General features: G+C 31.1%; 19 protein-coding genes and 1 pseudogene. 11 read left to right on the forward strand and 9 right to left on the reverse strand.

Going from position 1 to position 24,892, the window contains the following annotated elements:
• Positions 1–136: 136 nt before the first annotated feature.
• The 3 genes from PBN93_RS13925 to uvrA are packed head-to-tail and all read right to left on the reverse strand — an operon-like array spanning position 137 to position 6,556.
• Positions 137–2,980, reverse strand: a complete 2,844-nt coding sequence (locus PBN93_RS13925; RefSeq protein WP_271080889.1) for a gluzincin family metallopeptidase — start codon at positions 2,978–2,980, stop codon at positions 137–139.
• Between the two features lie 6 nt (positions 2,981–2,986).
• Positions 2,987–3,673, reverse strand: a complete 687-nt coding sequence (locus tag PBN93_RS13930) for an LOG family protein (protein ID WP_271080890.1) — start codon at positions 3,671–3,673, stop codon at positions 2,987–2,989.
• A gap of 54 nt (positions 3,674–3,727) precedes the next feature.
• On the reverse strand, positions 3,728–6,556 hold the full coding sequence (gene uvrA, locus PBN93_RS13935) for an excinuclease ABC subunit UvrA (RefSeq protein WP_271080891.1): 2,829 nt from the start codon (positions 6,554–6,556) through the stop codon (positions 3,728–3,730).
• A gap of 124 nt (positions 6,557–6,680) precedes the next feature.
• Between uvrA and PBN93_RS13940 the strand changes: the two genes are divergently transcribed.
• Positions 6,681–7,208, forward strand: coding sequence for a hypothetical protein (locus PBN93_RS13940; protein ID WP_077405772.1), 528 nt, complete (start codon positions 6,681–6,683; stop codon positions 7,206–7,208).
• A gap of 74 nt (positions 7,209–7,282) precedes the next feature.
• Here the strand turns inward: PBN93_RS13940 and PBN93_RS13945 are convergent, their stop codons facing one another.
• Positions 7,283–8,359 carry a hypothetical protein gene (locus PBN93_RS13945; protein WP_271080892.1) on the reverse strand — a complete coding sequence of 359 codons (1,077 nt, stop codon included), beginning with the start codon at positions 8,357–8,359 and terminating at the stop codon, positions 7,283–7,285.
• A gap of 149 nt (positions 8,360–8,508) precedes the next feature.
• Here PBN93_RS13945 and PBN93_RS13950 point away from each other — a divergent pair, with 149 nt between their 5' ends.
• Complete coding sequence (locus PBN93_RS13950) at positions 8,509–9,264, forward strand: XRE family transcriptional regulator (RefSeq protein WP_271080893.1); 756 nt, start codon at positions 8,509–8,511, stop codon at positions 9,262–9,264.
• Between the two features lie 6 nt (positions 9,265–9,270).
• On the opposite strand, the gene PBN93_RS13955 is transcribed toward PBN93_RS13950, so the two are convergent.
• Entirely contained in the window at positions 9,271–9,705 is a 435-nt protein-coding gene (locus PBN93_RS13955) for a COG2426 family protein (protein ID WP_408612219.1), read from the reverse strand.
• Positions 9,706–10,052: 347 nt separating this feature from the next.
• Here PBN93_RS13955 and PBN93_RS13960 point away from each other — a divergent pair, with 347 nt between their 5' ends.
• From PBN93_RS13960 to PBN93_RS13970, 3 genes are all read left to right on the forward strand, one after another.
• Positions 10,053–11,984 (forward strand): heavy metal translocating P-type ATPase, encoded by a 1,932-nt coding sequence (locus PBN93_RS13960; RefSeq protein WP_271080895.1) that lies wholly within the window; start codon positions 10,053–10,055, stop codon positions 11,982–11,984.
• Between the two features lie 17 nt (positions 11,985–12,001).
• Complete coding sequence (locus tag PBN93_RS13965; protein WP_271080896.1) at positions 12,002–13,096, forward strand: hypothetical protein; 1,095 nt, start codon at positions 12,002–12,004, stop codon at positions 13,094–13,096.
• 72 nt (positions 13,097–13,168) lie between these two features.
• Positions 13,169–13,708 (forward strand): Crp/Fnr family transcriptional regulator, encoded by a 540-nt coding sequence (locus PBN93_RS13970; protein ID WP_271080897.1) that lies wholly within the window; start codon positions 13,169–13,171, stop codon positions 13,706–13,708.
• A 26-nt stretch (positions 13,709–13,734) separates the two neighbouring features.
• Here PBN93_RS13970 and PBN93_RS13975 read toward each other — a convergent pair whose 3' ends face one another.
• The gene (locus PBN93_RS13975; protein ID WP_271080898.1) at positions 13,735–14,448 is read right to left on the reverse strand and encodes a pirin family protein; all 714 of its coding nucleotides are present in this window, start codon (positions 14,446–14,448) and stop codon (positions 13,735–13,737) included.
• Between the two features lie 147 nt (positions 14,449–14,595).
• Here PBN93_RS13975 and PBN93_RS13980 point away from each other — a divergent pair.
• Both PBN93_RS13980 and PBN93_RS13985 read left to right on the forward strand, forming a co-directional pair.
• A pseudogene (locus tag PBN93_RS13980) lies at positions 14,596–15,530 on the forward strand (EamA family transporter).
• Positions 15,531–15,641: 111 nt separating this feature from the next.
• Complete coding sequence (locus PBN93_RS13985; RefSeq protein WP_271080899.1) at positions 15,642–17,195, forward strand: DEAD/DEAH box helicase; 1,554 nt, start codon at positions 15,642–15,644, stop codon at positions 17,193–17,195.
• A 518-nt stretch (positions 17,196–17,713) separates the two neighbouring features.
• Here PBN93_RS13985 and PBN93_RS13990 read toward each other — a convergent pair.
• The 3 genes from PBN93_RS13990 to PBN93_RS14000 form a co-directional block, all read right to left on the reverse strand.
• Positions 17,714–19,051 carry a serine hydrolase domain-containing protein gene (locus tag PBN93_RS13990; RefSeq protein ID WP_271080900.1) on the reverse strand — a complete coding sequence of 446 codons (1,338 nt, stop codon included), beginning with the start codon at positions 19,049–19,051 and terminating at the stop codon, positions 17,714–17,716.
• 251 nt (positions 19,052–19,302) lie between these two features.
• Complete coding sequence (locus tag PBN93_RS13995) at positions 19,303–19,470, reverse strand: hypothetical protein (protein WP_271080901.1); 168 nt, start codon at positions 19,468–19,470, stop codon at positions 19,303–19,305.
• A gap of 171 nt (positions 19,471–19,641) precedes the next feature.
• Positions 19,642–20,742 carry a vWA domain-containing protein gene (locus tag PBN93_RS14000; protein WP_077405802.1) on the reverse strand — a complete coding sequence of 367 codons (1,101 nt, stop codon included), beginning with the start codon at positions 20,740–20,742 and terminating at the stop codon, positions 19,642–19,644.
• Positions 20,743–20,954: 212 nt separating this feature from the next.
• On the opposite strand from PBN93_RS14000, the gene PBN93_RS14005 reads away from it, so the two are divergent.
• The 4 genes from PBN93_RS14005 to moaA are packed head-to-tail and all read left to right on the forward strand — an operon-like array spanning position 20,955 to position 24,860.
• Entirely contained in the window at positions 20,955–21,416 is a 462-nt protein-coding gene (locus tag PBN93_RS14005; RefSeq protein WP_077405805.1) for a (2Fe-2S)-binding protein, read from the forward strand.
• Positions 21,417–21,440: 24 nt separating this feature from the next.
• Entirely contained in the window at positions 21,441–23,606 is a 2,166-nt protein-coding gene (locus tag PBN93_RS14010; RefSeq protein ID WP_271080902.1) for a xanthine dehydrogenase family protein molybdopterin-binding subunit, read from the forward strand.
• 2 nt (positions 23,607–23,608) lie between these two features.
• Positions 23,609–23,851, forward strand: coding sequence for a MoaD/ThiS family protein (locus PBN93_RS14015; RefSeq protein WP_271080903.1), 243 nt, complete (start codon positions 23,609–23,611; stop codon positions 23,849–23,851).
• Positions 23,852–23,876: 25 nt separating this feature from the next.
• The gene (moaA, locus tag PBN93_RS14020) at positions 23,877–24,860 is read left to right on the forward strand and encodes a GTP 3',8-cyclase MoaA (protein ID WP_271080904.1); all 984 of its coding nucleotides are present in this window, start codon (positions 23,877–23,879) and stop codon (positions 24,858–24,860) included.
• Positions 24,861–24,892 lie beyond the last annotated feature (32 nt).

The raw sequence follows: 24,892 nt of genomic DNA on the forward strand, positions 1-24,892 counted from the left end.
GTACCAAATTTGATTGGTTTTTGCAATAGCTATTAATGATATGTTATTGAATATTTAATAAAATAAGATGTAGTAGTGGGTTTTAAATTATGAAATATGTAAAATATTTTGTTTAAAATGATAATTTGTTATTTAATTAAAACCATTTTCTTGTAAATAACCCAGTTAAGGACTTTGGACTTAAGGTTACAATAAATCGTATTTTTTCTCCGTAATTTGGTTGAGACACTTCCCATCCGTTGTTAGAATACATAGGGAAAAATAATTCAAAATAATCAGTTACTAAGTTTAAACGTATACCAGCATCATATACAAAGCGTGCATTAGAGCCTTTGTTTTTTAAGTAGCCAATATCTCCGTAAGCTTCTATCCACCTATAAATATTGGTACTTGCGTTTGTTGTAGCTATCCAATCATTAGCAAAGGGGTTATCTAATTTAGACTTAAATCCGCCCTCTGCAATAATTATTTGTTGGCTATAAATACCAGAAGATGCCGATCTACCTAAATAAGAGTAATCAAATAAATAATCTGTAGGTCTGTCTAATGCATAACTAAAATAGTCATCATCAGTTTTATTGTTTATAAACTTACCAGCAAAAAACCTTAAATTAAATTGTCTGTTATTTTGAAAAAGTTTGCGATATTCTAAGTCAAAAGAAAGTTTAGAAAATTTACCTGCATATTGTGCATCTACAAACCAAGATAAATAATTTATTAAGTCGTTATTTGTATCTCTAAATCTTGCATTTAAAACACTATAATCTGGCTCTAGTTCATTGGCTTCAACAAAAGCTGGGTCAAAATCACGAAATACATTTACATAGCGCACAAAAAGACTTTGACTTCTGTTAGATCTTAGGTCTTTTGGTCTCCATCTTAACCCAAACGAAGGAGTAACGGTAGAGTACCTAGAATTTTTTTGAAAATGAAACGTAGAAAAGCTTAATGAATACGTACTCAGAAATAAGTTTTTATTTTTATGTTGATCTCTAATCGTAAAATTACCAGAACCTACAAAAGCATTTTCTTTTGTTGCGTAGCCAGGGTTTAGTGCAAATACAAAAGGCCTATCTAGTAAAGTTTTATTGTGTAGTTTTAGAATTGGAGTAAAACCATCATAGGCATTAAACCTCATTTCTGGATTGTAAAATATTTGATTGTAATAAGGATTTTCTGCATCCTTAAAGAATTGTAATCTTAATTTTTTGTTGCTAGCCAAAAAACCTTTTAAAGATTTCCAGTTGTCTCTTTGGTTAAATTCTGGTATTTTTTTATCATAATTTAGTACCAGTTTATCTTCACCGTTTCTGGGTATTGTAATTTTTTTCTGGTTTATTACATTGGAGACCCAATATTTAGATATTACAGAGTCTTTTTGTAAACCAAATAAGGATATTGGAAGATTTGTAGATGTTTTATTTTTTATAGTGACAGTTAGTGAGTCTTCTGTTTTTTCTATGTTTTTTATTTTAAAATCTATTCTGTCATTAGTAGATATAAATTCATTAAAAAACCAATCTATATCTTTATTGGTAGATTTTTTTAATATATTTTCAAAATCGTTAGTAGTAACATTTTGTTGTTTATAATTTTTGTAAAATTCTTTAATGCTCCCTTTTACATTGTTATAACCAATATATTCTGATAAATAAGTTAAACCTAAACCAGATTTATAACTATTTGCTATTTGTTGATTAAACTTAATTAAAGAGTCATTTGAAGCAGTTAAGGGTTGATCTAAGTTTTTTCGGCTAGTTAACATAGACATTAAAGCATACTGGTCATTAAAATCGTACTTTGCTATTTCAAAACTTCTAACGCCCCAAATTTTTGAAAATTTACCTAATAATTTTTGACCGTTATAGTATTCGTCTACATAGGTAATCATTAAATAATTAACAATAGCATCTGTAACCCATTTTTCTTTTCTAGGGTTTAAGTATAGGCTTTCATTTAAAATTTTATACAATGAAGTTTTTAACAGTTTTAATTCGTAATTAAATGCCTCAGAATACGGTACTATAAATGACGGTAATTGATTTATACCATATAAAGGATTTTTTTTATAATCCAATTCACTTACTAATACTTTTTTATGTGGATATTCTCCTAAATTATCTTTTATATATTTGGTAACTTTATTAATAGAAATTCCTTGTAAAATTTCGGGGTATTTTGAAGCTTTAAAATCGGTTTCTATTGTAAGGTCTGGAGTAATATGGGTAATAAACTCTTTTTGATTACTTAAAATTACTTCGGCACTTTTTCTATTTTCTCCATCAATAACTATTGTTTTATTCCCGTTTAAACTGTATTCATTAGTTTTGTTAAGGTTTGTAGTAACGTAATAGTCTTTATTAATAGTTAAGTAGAGTTTGGTTGTAGTAGCATCTGTTTGTAAGTCCTCTAGGTTTTTATTGGAGTAAAGGTTCCATTTGCCATTGTAGGTTGCAGGTGTTAAATACCAGTCTTTTAGGTAGTAAGTGCTATCATTACTATAACCAAAATTAGTATATTTGTTTGGTGGTAATTGTACTTTGTAGTTTATTTTTAGTGTTAAGGTAGTATCTGGAGCTAGTGGTTTATTAAGTATAAACATTACTATGTCTTTACTTTTTGTATGTTTATTAGCAAGTGTGTTACCTTTACTATCTTTGGCCTTTATAATATTTGTAAATCCTCTTTCTTTTGGTTTTGCTAAGTGTAAACTTTTTTTAAATTCTTCTGTAAAACGTTTAGCTAAGGCAGTTTTTTTGCTAGAGTAAGCGTTTGCCCAATCATTAAAGTACAATACTTCTAGTGTATCTTTAGAGGTGTTCTTATAACTAAACTCTTGCTGAATAGTAATTTCATGGCAAGATGTATCTAATGAAGCATTTATAATAGTTTTGTGTTGCCCATGCAATTGTACACAGTATAGGAAAAGTGCTCCTATAGCTGTGTATATTACATTGCTTTTTATTTTAAATGCTGTCATACTTTATTAGAAGTTAGGACTTAAGTCATGTCCTTTGTAGAAGGCATCAATTATTTCTACAACATCATCTGCGGTATCTACTATTTTAATAAGATCTAAATCTGAAGCGCTAATATTACCCTCACCAAGCATAGTTTCCTTAACCCAGTCCATTAATCCGGTCCAAAAACTTGTACCAACAAGTATAATAGGAAATTTACCAATTTTATTAGTTTGTATAAGTGTAATAGCTTCAAAAAGCTCATCTAAAGTTCCAAACCCACCAGGCATAACTACAAAACCTTGTGAATATTTAACAAACATTACTTTTCTAACAAAAAAGTAATCAAAATTAATACTCTTGTCGTGATCTATATACGGATTGTCATGTTGTTCAAAAGGTAATTCTATATTTAAACCAACCGATGTACCGCCTGCCAAATGCGCTCCTTTATTACCGGCCTCCATAATACCTGGGCCACCACCAGTAATAACACCATAACCGGCTTCTGCAATACTTTTAGCTACATCTACAGCAAGCTCATAGTATTTACTACCTTCTTTTGTACGTGCAGAACCAAAAACAGATACACAAGGACCAATGGCACTCATTTTTTCAAATCCGTTTACAAATTCTCCCATTATTTTAAAAAGTGCCCAAGAATCGTTTGTTTTTATTTCATTCCAGCCTTTTGGGTGTTTTTCTCTTCTCATTTTATTCTAATTTATTACCTGCAAAACGTTATTCTGTCTGCAATATTTTTAATTTTATAATTCTTTTTTAAGAAATTTAGCTGTGTAGCTTTTTTTGTCTTTGATAATTTCTTCAGGGGTGCCTTTAGCAACTAATTTGCCACCTCCACGGCCACCTTCATAACCTATATCAATAATATAATCTACCATTTTAATTACATCCATGTTATGTTCTATAACTAAAACCGTATTACCTTTGTCTACTAATTTGTTTAAAACTTCCATTAATACACGTATATCTTCAAAATGCAATCCTGTTGTAGGTTCATCTAAAATATAAAATGTGTTACCAGTATCTCTTTTAGATAACTCTGTGGCCAACTTAATACGTTGTGCTTCTCCACCAGATAAAGTTGTAGACTGTTGCCCTAATGAAATATACCCTAAACCAACATCTTGTATAGTTTTTAATTTGCGATTAATTTTTGGGATATTTTCAAAAAAAGTAACGGCTTCATTAATAGTCATTTCTAACACATCTGCAATAGATTTTCCTTTATATCTAATTTCTAAGGTTTCTCTGTTAAAACGCTTGCCATTACAAGTTTCACAATCTACATATACATCTGGCAAAAAGTTCATTTCTATTACACGTAATCCTCCACCTTGGCAAGTCTCACACCTACCACCAGTAACATTAAAACTAAAACGACCTGGTTTGTAGCCTCTAATTGCTGCTTCTTGTGTTTTAGCAAATAAGGCTCGTATTTCTCCAAAAACACCTGTATATGTTGCTGGGTTAGAACGTGGAGTTCTGCCAATTGGAGACTGGTTAATATCTATTACTTTATCTATATGCTCTAAGCCTGTAATTTTTTTATACGGCATTGGTTTTTTAACACCGTTAAAATAGTAAGCATTTAAAATAGGGTAGAGGGTTTCATTAATTAAGGTAGATTTTCCACTGCCTGAAACTCCTGTTACTCCAATCATTTGACCTAAAGGAAATTCTACCGAAACATTTTTTAAATTGTTACCAGTACAACCCGTAAGTTTTATTTTTTTACCATTTCCTTTTCTTCGTTTTTTAGGAACGGAAATTTCTCTCTTACCTGTAATATAATCAGCAGTAAGTGTATTGTAATTTTTTAAATCTTCAGGTTTACCTTCAGAAATTATTTGTCCGCCGTGCTTGCCCGCTTTTGGTCCAATATCTATTACGTGATCTGCACGCTCTATCATATCTTTGTCATGCTCTACAACAATAACGGAGTTTCCTATGTCTCTTAAATCTTCTAAAGATGCTATTAAACGTTCATTATCTCTTTGGTGTAAACCAATACTTGGTTCATCTAAAATATATAAAACACCTACTAGTTGAGAGCCTATTTGTGTGGCCAAACGTATACGTTGTGCCTCACCACCAGATAAAGATTTAGAGCTTCTGTTTAATGATAAATAATCTAAACCAACATTTAATAAAAATTGTAGCCTAGTTTTTATTTCTTTAATAATTTCTTCGGCAATTTTAAGTTGATTTTTAGTGAGCTTTTTATCAACCTTACTAAAAAAATCTGCCAAGTCAACAATATCCATTGTTGCTAAATCTGCAATATTTTTATCATCAAATTTAAAATATAAAGATGCTTTTTGCAGTCTAGAGCCTTCACAGGTAGGGCAAACAACTTTATCCATAAACTCTTTAGCCCAACGTTTAATAGGAGCAGAGTTAGCCTCGTTATATTGGCTTTCAATAAAATTAGAAATACCCTCGTATTCTATTTTATAGTTTCTTTTTATACCCAATGTTTTGGAGTCCACCTCAAAACTCTCGTTCCCACCATTTAAAATTACCTCTATTGCTTCCTCAGGTATTTTTTCAATAGCATCTGTTAACTTAAAATTATAGCGTTGTGCAATAACATCTAACTGTTTAAAAGCCCAAGAATTTTTATATTTTCCTAAAGGAGCAATACCACCATCTTTTATAGATAATTTAGTATCTGGAAAAATTTTAGTTCTATTAACCTCATATTTATGCCCCAAGCCATTACAACTTGGACACATACCCTTTGGAGAGTTAAAGGAAAATGTATTTGGTTCTGGTTTTGGATAAGATATACCTGTAGTAGGGCACATTAAATCTCTACTAAAATAGCGAGGTTCTTTTTTACCTTCTTCCAAAATCATTAATACATTGTCTCCACTATACATTGCTGTATTTATGGTTTCTGTAATACGTTTATCTAGGTCCGCGCTATCTGATATTTTTAACCTGTCTATAACTATCTCTATATCATGTACTTTGTAGCGGTCTAATTTTAAACCTTTAACAATATCTACAATTTCACCATCTACTCTTACTTTAACAAAACCTTGTTTAGCAATTTGTTCAAACAACTCACGGTAATGCCCTTTTCTAGATTTAATAACAGGAGCAAGAACGTTTATTTTTTTGTCCTTAAAATCGTTAATTATAAGCTCCTTTATTTGAGCATCACTATAACTAACCATTTTTTCTCCTGTGTTGTAACTATGTGCATCTGCAGCACGAGCAAAAAGGAGTCTTAAAAAGTCATATATTTCGGTAATTGTGCCAACAGTAGATCTAGGAGACTTTGACGTTGTTTTTTGTTCTATAGCAATTACTGGCGATAATCCATCTATTTTATCCACATCAGGACGCTCTAAACCTCCTAGAAACTGACGAGCATAGGCAGAAAAAGTTTCTATATACCTACGCTGGCCTTCAGCATAAATAGTGTCAAAAGCTAATGAAGACTTACCACTACCAGACAGGCCTGTAATAACAACGAGCTTTTCTCTAGGTATTGTAACGTCTATATTTTTAAGGTTGTGCACACGTGCACCTTTTACCTCTATGTTTTCTTCGTATGTAATCATTTACTAATTTGGCAAAGTTGCTAAGTTACGATTTTGGATTTTAATTTAATAATTGCGTCTATTTAGTTTTTGTTAATTAGTGCTGTAATTATATTTTAGCAGCATTAACTAAAAAAATACAACAATGCAATTATTAGGAATAGGCTCTAGAATACAACATAATGAATTAGGAAAAGGCGTGGTAACCAATGTTACAAGTAAACATTATTGGGTTACTTTTATAGAGAATGGTTTAGAAACTATAGATATAGATTCTGATTTTGAGGTTATTGAAGCTGTTGAAGATGAAGTAGATAGTGTAAGTTTTTCTGATGTGGAAAATTCTTTAATTGCAATTTTAAGAAAATGGAGTGATGCTACTAGTATAACACCAATTGCTGATAAATGGAAAAAAGGAACCTTGGTATTAGAACCTGGAGACGGTAAATCTGCAAATAAAGAAATGCCTATTGACACTTTTTTTCATAAAATAGTTATGGTGCGCGACAGAATTAGAGTAATGGAGCAAAAAATTAATTCAAGTAAAAATCTTGTAGATCAAGAAAAAGTAGATTTACAACAATATATTACGCGTATTTATGGTAGCTTAACGTCTTTTAATGTGTTATTTAAAAGTAAAGAAGATCAATTTGTAGGAGAACGTAGTAAATAGAGAAAATATTAAAAAAGCCCAAACTAAAAGATAGTTTGGGCTTTTATTTTATTAATTTTCTGATTTTAAATTAGTTATTCTTTTTTAAAATAATACTCATATATATCCTCTTCTAAACCAACATTTTCAAATAATTCTTTTATAATTAATGTAGATCCAGAAACTGTAGCTTCTCCTTCAATATCTAATGAACCATTCTCGTAAACATAAGATTCTTCTTCGCCATTATAAGTTTCTGTTTCAGAAAAAGCAACTAAGGTAAGCTGGTTCTTTTCCTCATTGTACGCCCATTTTCCAGAGGTATCTGAAGAAGATTCATCATTGTTATAAATAACTTCACAAGCTTCGTCACTATCAATCCAATTTATATTTTTGTCAGAAAATGAATTATTATATGTAAATGTTCCATCATTATTAAATTTTATTTTTAAAAAATTAACGGTAGAACATTCTTCAACAATTACTTCTTCATTACATAAAGTGTAGTCAAAAGTAAAACAATCCTGTTCATTAACTTTTACTTCATCACCATCAGAAATTTCTTTTGTAAAGTTCCAAGTCCCAACTAAATCACTATTACCACCCCAAGCTTCAACAGTTACACAAACCTCTGTAGGTTCGCTAATGTTGCCTTGTGCATCATATAAACAAATAACATAGCAAAAAGTACCAGCAGTAACACTTTCGTCAAGGTTTACTTCAATAGCAGCATCATTTTCTTTACCAGCAGACTTACCTTTTAAAAAGCCTCTATTCTTTTTAGTTTGTTCCCCTTTTCCAGAAACATAAATCTCAGATCTAGGAACATCAAAATAAGAATCTGCCATTCCGTTTTCATCTTTTAACTGTATGTAAACACCTGTATAATCTGCTGCAGAATTAAATTCAATTTCAAATCCGTTTTTTTGAAAAGCAGACTGTTTGCTGTAGTCCATAGAAAACTCTAAACCACCTGTAGGAGTAAGAGTGCCTGTTTTTTTAGTAGCTCCTTCTATAATAAGTGCAGAACTTACGCTGTTTATTTCTAAAGGTTCATCTTCTTGAGCATTAATTTCTGCATCGTTATTTTTTACAGATGAGTCATCATCAGACGAACAAGAGAAAAAGTTTAGTGCTAAAAAGCACACAAGCATAATGTTAATTTTTTTCATTATAAGATTGATTAAGGTTATAAGTTAATTTAACGCCATAAGAGATGTTTTAGTATTGTTTTTGTAGGCGTTTACATTAATTAGCTATCTTAAAGATGGATTTAATCCATTTTTACGATGGATTTATTCCAAAATAACTATATTAGCGTATGGGAAATGATTATAGTATAGAAGTAAAACGTTTTATAGAGGTGCGTAGAGATCTTGGTTTTACGCAAGCAGAGTTTGCAAAACTTTTAGGTGTGTCTACTACAACTGCAGATATAGAACGGGGACGCACAAAATTATCTGGCAAAGTAGTAACAGAACTTTTAAAACAATTTAAAATTAATCCGCTTTGGCTTTTTGGAGATGGTAATCAGAAATATTTGTCTGCTAAGGCCAACAGTGTAATTCCAAAATTTGTAACTGTAGATGCGGAAGAGAATGAGAATATGGTTCTTGTTAATGCAAAAGCAGCTGCGGGTTATCCACAAAACATTCAGGATGCAAACTGGTATAAACAATTACCAGCTTTTGATTTACCTATACCGGAATTTAGAAACGCAACTTACAGGGGGTTTCAGGTTGAAGGTGATAGTATGTTACCTAATTTATATCCAGGAGAATGGGTTTTGGCTAAAGCAACAGAGAGTTTAGATGATATTAGTGCAAATAAAATGTATGTAGTTGTGTTGTATGATGCTGTATTGGTTAAAAAAATAGAAAAAGTACCTAATAGCAACTTTGTATCATTAATTTCTTTAAATGAAACCTATCCGCCATATCAAGTAGCTGCAGATCAAATACAAGAACTTTGGCAGGTAAACAGTAAAATTTCTTTTGGGCTAGATACTACTACAGAAAAAGGTTTATTAAAGGAATTGCAACAATCTATGGAAGAACTAAAGAAAAGAATTAAATAAAATGGTTTAGGCCATACCTTGCATTGCTAAATAGGTAAGCACCCATACAATTACAGAAGAAAAGAATATACCAATGGTGTTCGCTAAAAATGCTTTCTTTCTCTCAATTTTAAATAAATAAGTAGCTATTGTACCTGCGTATACACCAGTACCAGGTACAGGTAACATAACAAAAAATATTAAACCCCAAAAACCATACTTTTTTATTTTATCTCCTGAGCCAGTTTTTGCTTTTCTAGCCACAAAAATGGCTCCTTTTTTATATACACGCCATTTTAATAGGTAATGGTTTATTTTATTTAAAAAAAATAGCATCATAGGAAAAACAAGTACGTTAGATGCAAAACATAAAATAAAAACAACGTATATGTTTAAACCGTTATACATACCATAAGGTATGCCAACTTTAGCCTCTCCAAACGGAGATAAGCTCCATAACATTGCTATAATATATTCTATAATCACTCTTGGTTAGGTTTTAATTTTGCAAATCTAACATTCCACTTTTAATATTAACATATTATAAACATAAAAAAATATTAATTTTAAGTGTAGATCGGTTTAATAACGGTTTATTAGTCGTAATATTATTTTATTCATATAAAACGTTTTTACGCTTTATTATTTTTCTATTCTCATAAATATGGGGTATGTGCACAAAGTAAATACAATATTTATTTGTGATGCTCTTAATTTTTTATTACCATATCTTAAGAAGTAAAATTTGTAACAAGTTTATTTAAGTCCAATATACTATTGTTACACGTATATTTTATAGAAATTTGGGTATGAGAGAGCATAATGAGAAGAAAAAAATAAACAAATTAACACGTAACTATGGTTACAGTAATTTTAATACAAATTCTAATCTAAAAAAATATATACCAGCAATACTAAGTTCTTTAATGTTATTAATAGGTATTGCTGCAGACTACTATAATTTTAGTCCTTTTTTTAAAAGTTGGTTTAGAGTTCTTTGGTATAGTACAGCATATTTGCCAGTTGGGTTACCTGTTTTAAAAAAAGGAATAGAAAGTATAAAAAGAGGTAGCTATTTTACAGAGTTTTTACTAATGTCTATTGCCACATTAGGTGCTTTTGTTATAGGAGAATATCCAGAGGGCGTTACTGTAATGCTTTTTTATACAATTGGAGAATTTTTTCAAAGTGCAGCGGTAACCAAAGCAAAACGTAACATAAAAGCATTGTTAGATGTTAGACCTAATAAGGCCTTAGTTTTAAGGTCTAATTCTTACGTTTCAGTTTTGCCAAGTTCTATAAAAATAGGAGAGACTGTGCAGGTAAGAACGGGAGAAAAAATTCCGATAGACGGAGTTTTGCTTTCTACAAATGCATATTTAAATACAGCAGCTGTAACAGGAGAAAGTAAACCACAGAGAATAATAAAAAATACAATAGTTTATGCCGGTAGTATAAACTTGCAAAATGTAATAGAAGTAAAGGCAACCAAAGAATTTAAGAATAGTTCTATTGCACGCATTTTAGATTTGGTACAAAATGCAACCGCCCGTAAATCTAAAACCGAGTTGTTTATTAGAAAATTTGCAAAAATATATACCCCTGCAGTTGTATTTTTAGCTATTGGATTAACCTTTTTACCGTACTTTTTTGTTCCCAATTATGTGTTTGCAGATTGGCTATATAGAGCGTTAATTTTTTTGGTAATTTCTTGCCCTTGTGCACTGGTTATTTCTATACCATTAGGTTATTTTGGGGGCTTAGGTGCGGCGTCTAACAATGGAATTTTATTTAAAGGAGCCTCTTTTTTAGATACAATTGCAAAAGTGAATACTTTAGCTATGGATAAAACGGGCACTATAACTAAAGGTATTTTTACCATACAAGAGATTAAGGCTTTTACCATTAGTGAGTCTGAACTAATGAAATATACTCTTGCATTAGAAGCAACTTCTACACACCCAATTGCAAAAGCTTTGTTAGACTATCCATTAAGAGAACCGTTTACCGCAACAGATGTAAAAGAAATTGCAGGCAAGGGCATTAGGGGTATTGTTAACAATAAAAAAGTATTAGTTGGTAATGCAGCCCTTTTATTAGATTATAAAATTGATGTATTAACAGAAATAGAAGATATTGTAGAGTCTAGTGTTTTGGTTGCCATAAACGGTGAATTTGTTGGTTATGTAATTATAGCAGACGAAATTAAGGAGGATGCCAAAGAAACTGTTTCTGAAGCTTACAAAATTGGCGTAAAGGATTTTTATATGTTTTCTGGAGACAGAGAGTCCATCACTAAAAATGTAGCCAAACAAATTAATGTTTTACGTTCTAAAGGGGATTTATTACCAGAACAAAAACTAAAGGAGGTAGAAGAGCTAATGAAGAATCCCAATGCAATTGTGGCTTTTGTTGGAGACGGTATTAATGATGCTCCTGTACTAGCAGTTAGTGATGTTGGTATAGTAATGGGTGGTTTAGGTAGTGATGTAGCTATTGAAACAGCAGATGTTATTATACAAACAGACGAGCCAATTAAAATTGTAAAGGCAATAAAAATTGGTAAATCTACAAGAGCAATTGTTTGGCAAAATATAGCATTAGCTTTTGGAGTAAAACTAATTGTGCTACTTTTAGGCGCTGCCGGATTGGCAACAATGTGGGAAGCGGTTTTTGCAGATGTTGGTGTTGCTTTGTTGGCAATATTAAATGCTGTTAGGTTGCAAACAAAAAAATGGTAAAAACTACAAGTTAGTATATGAAAAATATAGAGAAAATATCACCTTTTATATTTACTAATCAGGAGTCAAGTTTTGGTGTAGTTACAACATTAGAAATTCCAAACGGAATATCTGTAAAAAATAGTATTTCTTATAAAGATCAAACTTTAGTGGCAAGTTATGCTTATAATGAAGACGGTGGTTATAATCTGGTATATACAATTATAGATAACAAGGGGAAAGCAGAAAACTTTAAAGAAGAAGATGGGGTTTTGCCTACCTTATTTTTTAGTCCGTCTTTAGAAAATTACGTGTCTGTTGTTCCTTACCACCCAAGCAAACAATTAGAAATTAGTATTCCGCTTTTTAATAGAGAAGAAACTAAATTACCAAAAGGGAATAGACCTTTCACAGGTAAATTTATAGGGGTTTCTAATCAGTTTTCAATTTTTTATGATGTTGATATTTGGAACGATAAAAAGCCTGACAAACTATTAGCAATAGAGTTTAAAGATAATATCCTCAAAAAAAAACATAATATAAAAGTACCATTACCTAGAAACAATAAAATATTTATACAAAATAACGAAATTCATTTACTGTCTAATACAGGAACTACTTGGCTACACAGGCAAATAGATGAAAAGGGAAAAGAAATAAAACGTAGGGAATTTATAGCTTCTACTAACTTTTTTAGAGAAATTATTAGTTTATCTTTTGATTCTAACTCTTTTGTATTAACCGAAGAAAATGGGAAGCTAAGTATTGAAACAATATCGGTTAATGCTACTTGTACGTCTAAATTATTAGTAGATATAAAAGATGAATTGTTTAACACCTGGCAACCAGAAAAAATTAATGTTAATACCTGTATTGTACGTTTTAATACAGAATTTGGCAACGGTTGGTTAGTTATAAAAAAGGATAAAATTTTAGAGCTCTTTTACAGTAAAGATACCCGTGGATTTAAAAATTTAATTAATGGAGAGGTTATAGAGTTTAGCTACTCTAATTTAATTATATCTAACATTAATAAAACAAGTGATAACGGCTATGCAGTTGTTATGTATCCTGTGATAGAGCGTAAGGAAAAGAATAAAGAAATGCTTGTATTACAAAGAAAACTAGAGTAAGATAATAAGAGTATTTTTATCATCAATAATTTAATTATGCTGCAAAATTTTAAAATCTATCTTATCAGTAAAATGGGGGTAAAAGCTACAGCTTATAAAGAATTAGAGTCCCAAATAAAAATTAAAAAAGTACTAAAAGGAGAACAACTTTTAATAGCAGGAGATATTTGTAAGCATACATTTTACGTAGAAAAAGGACTGTTACGCTTGTATGGTTTAGATGAAAATGGTAAAGAAAATATTCTGCAATTTGGCACAGAAAATTGGTTTGTAACGGATAGAGATAGTGTGTATTTTAAAGAACCATCAAACTATTTTATAGATGCTTTAGAAGACACAACTGTTGTGCTATTAGATGAAGATTTTATAGAACTAGTAGCAAAACTTAATCCTTCTTTTAGAAAAAAAAATGAAAAACTATTACACAATCATATTCGTCATTTAAACCGAAGAATACATTTACTGTTAGGAGCTTCTGCTAAAACTAGGTATGTAGAGTTTGTAAAATTATATCCAGATGTTTTGTTGCGTGTGCCACAATGGATGATAGCATCATATTTAGGTATTACACCAGAGAGTTTAAGCCGAATACGTAAAGACTTGGCAAAGTAAAACTTTACCAAGTATTAAATATATGGTTAAATAACCATAGGAACCTCCATTAACAATACTTTACTATTTTTACTAGCATTTATAGTTATATTGTCTGTTTCCCATAAACCAACACCATCACGTTTACTCAATTGCTCACCTTCAATACCAACATTACCTTCTAAAACAAAAGCATAAACACCATTGTTTTTTTTGTTTAAAGCATAGTTTGTAGTAGTATCTTCTGTAAAAGTACCTAAATTAAACCAGGCATCTTGGTAAATCCACACACCATCATCATTAGTATCAGGAGATAATATTTGATAGAACGAGTTCGGTTTTTCTAGCTCTTTTAAAGATATTTGATCATATCTGGGTTTAACATTAGTTTTATTAGGAATAATCCAAATTTGCAAAAACTCTACTGGCTTGTCTTTGTTTTTATTGTACTCACTATGCATTATACCTGTGCCAGCGCTCATTACTTGTATATCTCCTTCTTTAATAATGGTAGCATTTCCCATATTGTCTTGGTGCTGCAAGTCGCCTTTTAATGGTATAGATATTATTTCCATATTTTTATGAGGATGTGTACCAAAACCTCTACCTTCACTTACTTTATCATCGTTTAGTACCCGCAGTGCACCAAAATTCATTCGTTCTAAATCTTGGTAATTTGCAAAGCTAAAAGTATGGTAGCTTTTTAACCAACCGTGATTAGCGTGTCCTCTTGTTGTTGCTTTGTGTAATACTGTTTTCATAACTATGTAATAGATTAATACAAATTTAAATAGCTATTTTTTAATTTACATTGATGTATGATAAGAACTAAATTATGGCTTTATATTACTCTAATTAACTTAAAAGTAATACTTACTTTTGTAGCTTATTTTTAATCCCCAATTATTATGAGTAAATCATCTAACACAACATTAATAATATTGGCTTTTTTCTCTATATATGTTATATGGGGATCTACCTATTTGCTAAATAAAATTGCAGTAACAGAATTACCTCCTTTTATGTTAGCGGCAATACGTTTTATAACGGCAGGTACACTTGTATTTATAATTAGCAAATTTTTAAAATTTAAATTAAAAATTACGGCTAGGCAATTAGTAAATACTGTAATTGCGGGTTTTTTATTTTTAGCCTTAGGCAATGGAGTAGTGGTTTGGGCATTAAAATATGTAGATAGTGGTTTTGCAGCTTTAGAAATATCTGCACAACCTTTAGTGGTTTTGTTGTTAATGAGGATTGTACAAGGAAAAAAATACAACCAATGTCTATTGTAGGCGTAGTTTTGGGCATTATTGGTATTTATCTATTAGTAAGCCAAAAACAAGTGGTAAATAAAGAAGGGTCTTTATTAGGAATGATAATGATTTTTGTTTGTATGGTTAGTTGGTCTAGTAGTAGTTTGTTTGTTGCAAAATCCGATTTGCCAAAAAATTATTTTGTAAACACTGGTTACCAAATGTTATCTGGCGGTCTGTTTTTATTAATTGCAAGTTTTTGTTTTGGAGAAACCTGGTCGCTCCCAACACAGTGGCAAAGTAAAACGCAAATGGCAATGTTGTTATTAATTGTTTTTGGAAGCATAGTAGCATTTACCTCTTTTAATTATTTATTAAAGTTTGTTTCCCCAGAAAAAGTAGCTACATCTACGTATGTTAACCCAATAATAGCATTGCTTTTAGGATGGTATTTTTTAGATGAAAACATTACAACCCAATCTATTGTAGCTGCGGTTGTACTTTTAACAGGAGTTTATTTTATTAATACCAAGAAAAAAATTATGATATTCTCTAGATTCTCTAACCGAATAGGAAAAAAGTCTTAAATTTTACGATATCCATATTTTTTTGAAAAATTGTGAATAGTTTTTTAGCTAATTATTCGTTAAAAACGCAGTAAAGGGCGTATTTTTGCAGCCCAATTAGAAATGGATACTATGACGAAGACTGCTTTCGAACTACAAGAAAAGAAGACAGATAAAGAGCTGTACGACTACCAAAAAGGAGCTCTAAATGAGATTTTTGAGCGATTTGAAACAGCTCCAGATGACCACCATTTATTGTACCAATTACCTACAGGTGGTGGTAAAACGGTTATTTTTTCTGAAATAGTTAGGCAATACCTTAAGCATCACCAAAAAAAGGTGTTGATTATGACGCACCGTGTAGAACTGTGTAACCAAACGTCTAAAATGTTAGATAGTTTTGGTGTAATTAGTAAGGTAGTAAACAGTACAGCAAATTTAGATGACCAAGAAAGGTATAGTTGTTTTGTTGCAATGGTAGAAACACTTAACAATCGTTTAAATGATGATATGTTAGATATTTCTGATATTGGATTGGTTATTATTGATGAGGCGCACTACAATTCATTTACAAAACTGTTTAAGTTTTTTGATAAATCTTTTATACTAGGTGTAACCGCTACGCCTTTAAGTTCTAACAAGAACTTGCCTATGAAAGATAATTATGATGAGTTAATTACAGGAGAAAGCATTTGTTCTCTTATAGAAAACGAATTTCTGGCACGTGCAGAAGTTCACCAATATAATATGGGGTTAACCTCATTAGAAATTGGTTCTAACGGAGATTATACTGTAAAATCTTCTGAAGATTTATACTCTAGTACTGCAATGTTAGATAAGCTTGTAGAAGCTTATAAAGAACACTCTAAAGGTAAAAAAACATTAATATTTAATAACGGTATTAATACATCTATACAGGTGTATTATACGTTTAAAGATGCTGGTTTTCCTGTAATGCACCTAGATAATACAGCTACAAAAAAACAGCGTAAACAAATACTAAAATGGTTTAAAGAAACTCCAGATGCTATACTAACATCTGTTAGTATATTAACTACTGGTTTTGATGAACCTACTATAGATACCATTATCCTTAACAGGGCTACTAAGTCGTTAACTTTGTATTACCAAATGATTGGTCGTGGTTCTCGTATACTTAATAACAAATCTAAATTTACAGTAATAGATTTAGGTAATAATTACCATAGATTTGGACCTTGGGGAGCAGATTTAGATTGGCAAACAATTTTTCATAATCCTAATTTCTATATGGATCGTTTAAAGAACGATGAAGAAATAGAAAGCACTTTTAAGCATGAAATGCCTGAAGAAATTAGGGAGCAATTTGCAAAGTCTGAAGAGGTTTATTTTGATATCAAAGAAACTTATGTAAATGCAGTTTCTGCGGGTGAATCTTCTAAAGTTGTATTGGAGCGTTCTATAGAGCAGCATGCAAAAATTTGTATAGAAAATAGCGAAGATGTTTATGATGCCTTAGCTTTAGCTAAATTATTAGACGTAGATATAGATTACCGTATACAAATGTATGCAAAGTGTATAAGTAGAAGTACCTATAATTTTTTAAGCTGGTTAAAGGACGATTATAAGAAGAGATTAACGGCTTATTTAAGAGAAAATTTTGATAGAGATTTTGAATTAATTCACGGGTATCCCCCAGAGGATTAATTTTTTAAAATAAAGTAATATAAAAAAGTGTTTAGTGTAAAACTGAGCACTTTTTTTTATGCAGGGTATTTAAAAGCTAAAAAGGGGTTAAATTGAAAAAGAGTCTTGTCGGCAAAAACAAGACTCTTTTTACGAGAACACTATATGAAAATGAAAATTTTATTCTATTTTAATTACACTTCTAATATATAACTACTTTATTCTTTATTGAATTTATTGTTGTAAAAGCACTCTTTTTTGTGGTAAGCATAGTCTTTTTTGATGTTACAAATTTTACAGCGCTCTATAAATGCTTTTAAAAAAAGAATAATTAACTCTAAGCTAGTGTTTTAAATAAAAAAAAAGAGTCTTGTCGGCAAAAACAAGACTCTTTTATGAGAACACTATATGAAAATGAAAAATTTTATTCTAACTAAACTACACTGTAAATATATAATCTATGTAAAGTTTTAAAAATTTATTGTTGTAAACAGCTTCATATTTGTGGTTATAACAAGTAAGTATGTTGTAGTACTTTTCTAATTTTTTATTGCACTTGTAATTCCGCCTAAAAAACCATTTAAATCAAAAATAGGGTAGGTAGCTAAACCGGTTCTAACTACAACTAAATTTTTAGATGGTATAACAAAAACATATTGTCCTTGGTAGCCACTAGCGTAGTACATATCTTTAGGAACATCTGGGAACCTACCTTCTGCATTTAGCCAAAAATGTGCACCATAGGTGCCGTTAGAGTGGATTGTTGGTTTAGAAACATAATCTACCCAATTGGCATCAAAAATTCTTTCTCCGTTCCAATTGCCTTTATGTAGGTATAATAAACCAAATTTAGCCCAATCTCTTGTAGTTGCCCAACCATAAGAAGAACCTACGTAATTGCCCTCCATATCTGCTTCAATTAGCATAGAATGCATTCCTATTTTATCTATTAAGCTAGCGTACGGAAAATCTAAATATTCCTGATGAGATTTAAAATTCTTTTTGAGTAACCCAGACAACAGGTTAGAGGTGCCTGAAGAGTAGTTCCAAATTTCTGTTGGTTTCGCTATTGCTTCTTTTTTTTGTTGTACCAAGGTCATATCAGCCTCTAAAAACAACATTTTAGTAGCGTCAGATATTTCAGTGTAATTTTCATCCCATTCTAAACCACTTTGCATGCGTAATAAATGATTATAAGTAATATTTTTTCTATCATCATTTTGCCATTCTTTAATGGGTGCCAATTGGTTTACATTTAACTTACCGTTACATTGTAAAATACCATATAGGGTAGAAACTATACTTTTTGTCATAGACCAACCTAAAATTTTAGTGTCTTTAGTAAAGCCACCAGCATACTGTTCTGCAATAATTTGGTCTTTATATATAACAATGGTACTTCTAGTTTTTTGTATATCAGGATTAGAGAATCCTAAATCTATTGCTTTTGATAACTTGGTATAATCTACATTGTTAAAAACAGTATCTTTCTGGTCTTTATTGCCATAAGGAAAAGGTAAACCTGTTTTAGTAAAGTCTCTTTTGGGTTGTAGTATAAACTTAGTTGGGTCATAATCATCATTAATTAAAACAGCTCCCAAGCCGTCTCTGTATACCGCTTTACGAGGCATTAAACCATATACAGAAGACGTAGCACTTTTAGTGCTTTTATCAATTTTAGAGTTTGCTAACTTTATTAAAGGCACATTGTTATCTACTTTATTTACGTCTTGGGCTTTTCTATTAGCAACATATACATTAGAAGCCATATTTTTAGCTGCATAACCAGAAATCATGTTTAATTTAGGGTAATTGTAAACCACAGCTACAATTAAAACAACTAACAAAACAAGTAAAACTCTTTTTAAATTTTTCATAAATAACATATTAAGCTAGTACCAAAAATAGTAGTTTTTACAAAACAGATTTAATTTTAGTAAAAAGATTGTAATATGATAATTAGATGTAGTTTATAGTATCAATTAAAAATACTTATTGAGGTTATACAACATTTTTAGATATACAATAACAAAGGTTAAAGTATATCTAAAAATATGAGAGTTTGGCAAAATAAATATTGTAAGTCTGCTAAAGTGTTATAGGTTATTATTAATAGTTAAAAAAACAATTAGTATCCAAAACCTGTAATTACCTGTTGTGGGTTTTTTAGGATTGCCGTTAGCATTGTAAAACTAATTATTACAATACTAACAAATACACTTATTACAAATGCTTTGTAAATTGCTGGTTTGTTGCCTATGGCACTTTCGTGGATAATTTCTTTTAGTATTCCCATTTTAATATATGTTATAGTGTTAGTAATTGGTTTGTAATTGTATTTTAAATACATACAAATTGCTTGGTATATTATTAAAACAACTATAGCTAGGAAAACCCTACTTTTAATGCATAAAAAAAGAGCTTCTTTTTATAGAAGCTCTTATAATTATAGTTTATAAATTTTATATTATAAGCTGCAACCACCAGTAAACCCGTCTGCACTAAATTTGGTTTGTACAGCGCCTTCTCTGCCATCTTTTTTAACTTGTATAACCAAATTACTTGTGCCACTACCGTCTCTTTTAGGAGTACAGTACTCAAATAAGTAAAAACTATTTGCTCTTTCAGATATTTTAGCAGAAATTTCATTAAAAGTAGTTTCTAATTCTTCTTTATTACTTGCAAATACACTAAATGTTTTACCCAGCTCTTTTAATATATCAGTATCAATTTCACTACCTAAACCAATAGTAAAAAAGGATAGGTTGGGGTCTGCATCCGTTACCTTTTTTAATGCAGCAGCTTTAGTATATCTAGATGCTTGGTCTGTACCATCTGTAAATAAAACTACAGACGCAGCTCCAATAACATCTTTTGCTGTATTATCTTTTAAATATTTACTAGCTAAATCTGTAGATCTTATTGCTGCTCCATATAAATCTGTTGAGGCATCAGAACTAATATTGCCTGTTATACTTTCTATAGCAGCTATTAATTCGTTTCTAGATGAAGTTAAAGGGTTTAATTCATGTAATTTATCTTCGCCATCAAACCAATGAATACTCATTGTAAAAGAATCACTTTTTTTGTCTTCCTCTGGCATTACATTATTTATAAAACTAATAGACGCAGCTTTTAATTCTTCTAAACTACTATCTAATACACTTTTACTTAAATCTAATACAAGTAATGTGCTGTTATTAAATATTTGTCCGTTAGGAGATATATTTTTTGAAGACTCGGTAGTAGATATTTTATTAAAGCAATCATCATTTCTACCTTGTTCATATATTGTAAAGTCATCTTCTACTAAACCTACTACAGGGTTACCGTTAGCATCAGATACTTTAAAAAAAACGGATACCTTAGAAGGTTTAGCTGTGTATTGTTCTTGTATTGATAATATTAGATTATTCTCGCCAAAACCAAGGCAATCGTCTACTGTTGTTCCTTTTCCTAGTTCTCCTTTGTCATTAAAGTCAAATTTTACATCATCATCTGCGTTACCACAAGCAATTGCTAGTAACGTTAAACAAAAAACAGAAAAAATTTTCCAATTCAATTTCATATATAATAATTTATGTTCATTAGTGTTAACGCCTGTAAACGTACAAAATTATGGTTTACTACAGTAAAGCCTGTTAAAAAATGTTAAGGTTTGTTATTAAATAGTTACACAGCTAGCATTAGTTAAAATTGTACCAATTAATCCTAATTTTTTTGGTAAATTGTGTTTGCAAAAAATATACTCTTAATTGTTTCACCAATAAACTTGCAAATATGCCAACATACTCAATAAAGATTAACGGAAAACAACAAACAGTTAATGTTAGTGAAGATACACCTTTATTGTGGGTGTTAAGAGACCAATTAAATTTAGTAGGTACTAAGTTTGGTTGTGGCATAGGCCAGTGTGGTGCTTGTACGGTTCACATTAATGGTACGGCAATGCGTAGTTGCTCTACGCCAATAAGTGTTATTGCAGATAAAGAAGTTACCACTATTGAAGGCTTGTCTACAGATGGTTTACATCCTGTACAAGAGGCTTGGAAAGAAGTAGATGTGCCACAATGTGGTTACTGCCAAGCCGGACAAATTATGACGGCTTCTGCTTTTTTAGCAAAAAATAGTAGTCCGTCTTCAGAAGAAATTAAAAACGCAATGCACGGTAATATATGTAGGTGTGCTGCCTATAACCGAATTCATAAAGCAGTAGAAGTTGCTGCAACTAAATTAGTATAATCTCTTAATTTAAAAGCAACAACTATGTCAGACAAAAAAATAACTTTTAGTAGAAGAAATTTTATAAGAACGTCTTCTTTAGCAAGTGGCGGATTATTAATTGGTTTTAATCTTTTTAACTCTTGTAAGCCTAATGCAAAAGCGCCTGTAGATTTAGCAGATTTAGATTATAAAGACTTTAACGCCTATATAAAAATAGCAGAGAACGGGGCAGTAACTTTATTTTCTCCCAATCCAGAAATAGGTCAGGGTGTAAAAACAGCAATGCCTATGTTAATTGCAGAGGAGTTAGATGTAGCTTGGAGTAATGTAAATGTAGTACAGGGAGATTTAGATACTGTAAACTATCAAAGGCAAGTGGCAGGTGGTAGCCAGTCTATTCGCTTAGGTTGGGAGCCGCTACGCCAAACAGGTGCTACAGCTAGGCAAATGTTAGTAAATGCAGCAGCAGCCCGTTGGGGAGTAGACCCTAGTAGCTGTACTACAAAAAACGGTGTAATTACCAATGCCAATGGTGATACTTTAGGTTACGGCGAAGTTGTTACTGAAGCGGCAGCACTGGATGTTCCAGAAAATGTTAGTTTAAAACACCCTAAAGATTTTACCATAATTGGTACAGATGCTGTAAATGTTGATATAGATAAAATTATTACTGGTAAACCTTTATATGGTATAGACTATAAGGCAGATGGTATGTTGTATGCTGCTGTAGTACGTTCGCCAGCTTTTGGTAAAAAACTTGTTTCTTTTGATGCTTCAGAGGCTAAAGCATCTGGTAACGTTATAGATATTATTGAGTTTGATAATAAAATTGCCGTACTAGCAAAAGACACTTGGTCTGCTTTTAAAGCTAAAAAAACTATAAAGGCAGAATGGAGTATAGATACACCATTAGAGAGTACAGAAGACCACGATAAAATACTTAAAAAATTATTACAAGGTAAAGAAGTTAAAGTATTACGAGAAGATGGAAATGTAAATAAAGCATTTGCAGAAGCAGATAAAATATTAGAGCGTATTTACGAAGCTCCTTTTTTACCTCATAATTGTATGGAGCCTATGAATTTTTATGCAAATGTAACTGCAGATAAAATTCATTTGGTTGGTCCTATACAAACACCACAGCGTACGGCTGCAACTATAGCAAGTAACTTAGGAAGAAAGCCTGATGAGGTGCATTTAGAAATGACTCGTATGGGAGGTGGTTTTGGTAGACGTCTGTATGGAGATTTTGCCATAGAGGCAGCAACTATATCCAACTTAGCAAAAAAGCCAATTAAGGTTGTGTACTCTAGAGAAGATGATATGACGGCAGGTATATACAGGCCAGCATCTAAATATAAGATAAAGGCAGCTATAAAAAATGGTAAAATAACTGGTTACCACTTAAGGGAGGCTGCTGTAAATGGAAATATGTATGGGTTAATTCCTAACTTTTTTCCTGCAGGAGCTATAGAGAATTATAAGGTTGATGCTGCAAATTACCAAAGTAAAGTTACAACAGGTGCTTGGCGTGCTCCTTATACCAATTTTTTAGCTTTTGCAGAGCAAAGTTTTTTTGATGAACTTGCAGATGAGTTAAATGTAGACCGTGTACAAATGAGACTAGACCTTTTACAAAAAGTAAAAGGTACTACAGATGAAAAAATAGAGTATTCTCCAGAGCGCTTAGAGAATGTTATAAAATTGGCGGTAGAAAAATCTAACTGGGGAAAAACAACAGCAAACATCTACCAAGGTTTTTCAGCGTATTATTGTCATAACTCTCACGTTGCAGAAGTAGCAGATGTTGAGGTGGTTAATGGCCAACCTGTAGTTAAAAAAGTTACTTGTGTTATAGATTGTGGTATTGTAGTAAACCCAATAGGAGCAGAAAACCAAGCTCAAGGTGGTGTTGTAGATGGTATTGGCCATGCAATGTATGGAGATTTTGCTTTTAACAAAGGTGTGCCATCTTCTAAAAACTTTGATACGTATAGGTTAATAAGAATGAAAGAAGCTCCTGTGGTAGAAACTCATTTTGTGCAAAATACTTTAGCACCAACAGGTTTAGGAGAGCCAACTTTACCACCAGCAGGTGCAGCTGTTGCAAATGCATTAAAAGCGGTAACAGGACATAGGTTTACACAACAGCCTTTTACTAAAAACCCAGAGCATTTAAAAATGCAGAAAAAAGAGATTATTGGTTAACTATGAAAATTTTACTATTTGGAATAACCAAAGATATTATTGGTTCTAGTGTGTTAGACATTACAAACTTTACCAATACACAAAAAACAGTAAGAGATTTACATTCTTACTTGCAAAAAACATATCCAGATTTAAAAAAGCTGTCGTCTTTAGCCATAGCTGTTAATAATAGTTATGCAGAAGAAAGTACTACTTTAAAAGAGACAGATGAAATTGCTTTAATACCACCAGTAAGTGGTGGATAAATTATAGCCAAACGAAAGGAGAATAATGTTGATAGATAATCATAATAGAAAAATAAATTACTTACGCTTAGCCGTTACAGATAGATGCAATTTGCGTTGCAACTACTGTATGCCGTCTGAGGGAATTAACTTTGCAAAAAATAATAAGCTTTTTACTATTGATGAATTGGTAAAGCTTAGTGAGATAGTGGTTTCTGAGGGTATTAATAAAATTAGAATTACTGGAGGCGAGCCTTTTGTACGTAAAGACCTTATGGTTTTATTACGTAGACTATCCGTTTTAAATGGTTTAGATGATATATCTATTACTACAAATGCAACATTAATTGGTCCGTATATAAAAGAATTAAAAGAATTAGGTATTACCAATATAAATGTGAGTTTAGATGCAATTAACAAGCAAACATTTAATAAAATTACACGTAGAGATACGTATGATACTGTTTATGGTAATTTAATTAAACTAATTTCAGAGGGTTTTAATGTGCGTATAAACTTTATTGTTTTAGACGGACAAAATACAGAGGATATAATTTCTATTTTAGAACTAATGAAGCATTATAACGTTTCTATTAGGTTTTTAGAAGAAATGCCATTTAATGGAGGTTCTAAAGAGTTTTCAACCATAAAGTGGGATTATAAAAGTATATTTAACCATATTAAAACAACTTTTTCAGATATTGAAAAATTAGAGTCGCCCGCAACATCAACATCTATTAACTATAAAATTAAAGGTCATAAAAGTACGTTTGGGTTAATACCCTCTTTTAGTAGAACATTTTGTGGTTCTTGTAATAGATTACGTATTTCTGCCACCGGAGATATAATTACATGTTTGTATGCTAAACCAAGTGCTAATGTACGAGCCCTTTTAAGAGAAGGTAATTCTAATGAAGCTGTTAAACAACAAATTATAAAAGCCATTGGCAGTAGGGCTAAAACAGGATTTGAAGCTCAACAAAAATACGAAGGCATTTTTAGCAACTCAATGACATCTATTGGTGGTTAATGACCAACAAAAAAATCATAAACAATTTTTAT

It is taken from the genome of Cellulophaga omnivescoria, from assembly GCF_027915275.1.
Lineage (GTDB): Bacteria > Bacteroidota > Bacteroidia > Flavobacteriales > Flavobacteriaceae > Cellulophaga > Cellulophaga omnivescoria.

Coding starts and splice junctions, on each gene's coding strand:
- PBN93_RS14015 (WP_271080903.1), top strand. CDS start 23,609: ATGAAAATTTTACTATTTGGAATAACCAAAGATATTATTGGTTCTAGT.
- PBN93_RS13955 (WP_408612219.1), bottom strand. CDS start 9,705: ATGTTATGGAGCTTATCTCCGTTTGGAGAGGCTAAAGTTGGCATACCT.
- PBN93_RS13975 (WP_271080898.1), bottom strand. CDS start 14,448: ATGAAAACAGTATTACACAAAGCAACAACAAGAGGACACGCTAATCAC.
- PBN93_RS13985 (WP_271080899.1), top strand. CDS start 15,642: ATGACGAAGACTGCTTTCGAACTACAAGAAAAGAAGACAGATAAAGAG.
- uvrA (WP_271080891.1), bottom strand. CDS start 6,556: ATGATTACATACGAAGAAAACATAGAGGTAAAAGGTGCACGTGTGCAC.
- PBN93_RS13950 (WP_271080893.1), top strand. CDS start 8,509: ATGGGAAATGATTATAGTATAGAAGTAAAACGTTTTATAGAGGTGCGT.
- PBN93_RS13965 (WP_271080896.1), top strand. CDS start 12,002: ATGAAAAATATAGAGAAAATATCACCTTTTATATTTACTAATCAGGAG.
- PBN93_RS13990 (WP_271080900.1), bottom strand. CDS start 19,051: ATGAAAAATTTAAAAAGAGTTTTACTTGTTTTGTTAGTTGTTTTAATT.
- PBN93_RS14010 (WP_271080902.1), top strand. CDS start 21,441: ATGTCAGACAAAAAAATAACTTTTAGTAGAAGAAATTTTATAAGAACG.
- PBN93_RS14000 (WP_077405802.1), bottom strand. CDS start 20,742: ATGAAATTGAATTGGAAAATTTTTTCTGTTTTTTGTTTAACGTTACTA.
- PBN93_RS13940 (WP_077405772.1), top strand. CDS start 6,681: ATGCAATTATTAGGAATAGGCTCTAGAATACAACATAATGAATTAGGA.
- PBN93_RS13960 (WP_271080895.1), top strand. CDS start 10,053: ATGAGAGAGCATAATGAGAAGAAAAAAATAAACAAATTAACACGTAAC.
- PBN93_RS13970 (WP_271080897.1), top strand. CDS start 13,169: ATGGGGGTAAAAGCTACAGCTTATAAAGAATTAGAGTCCCAAATAAAA.
- PBN93_RS13925 (WP_271080889.1), bottom strand. CDS start 2,980: ATGACAGCATTTAAAATAAAAAGCAATGTAATATACACAGCTATAGGA.
- moaA (WP_271080904.1), top strand. CDS start 23,877: ATGTTGATAGATAATCATAATAGAAAAATAAATTACTTACGCTTAGCC.
- PBN93_RS14005 (WP_077405805.1), top strand. CDS start 20,955: ATGCCAACATACTCAATAAAGATTAACGGAAAACAACAAACAGTTAAT.
- PBN93_RS13945 (WP_271080892.1), bottom strand. CDS start 8,359: ATGAAAAAAATTAACATTATGCTTGTGTGCTTTTTAGCACTAAACTTT.
- PBN93_RS13930 (WP_271080890.1), bottom strand. CDS start 3,673: ATGAGAAGAGAAAAACACCCAAAAGGCTGGAATGAAATAAAAACAAAC.
- PBN93_RS13995 (WP_271080901.1), bottom strand. CDS start 19,470: ATGGGAATACTAAAAGAAATTATCCACGAAAGTGCCATAGGCAACAAA.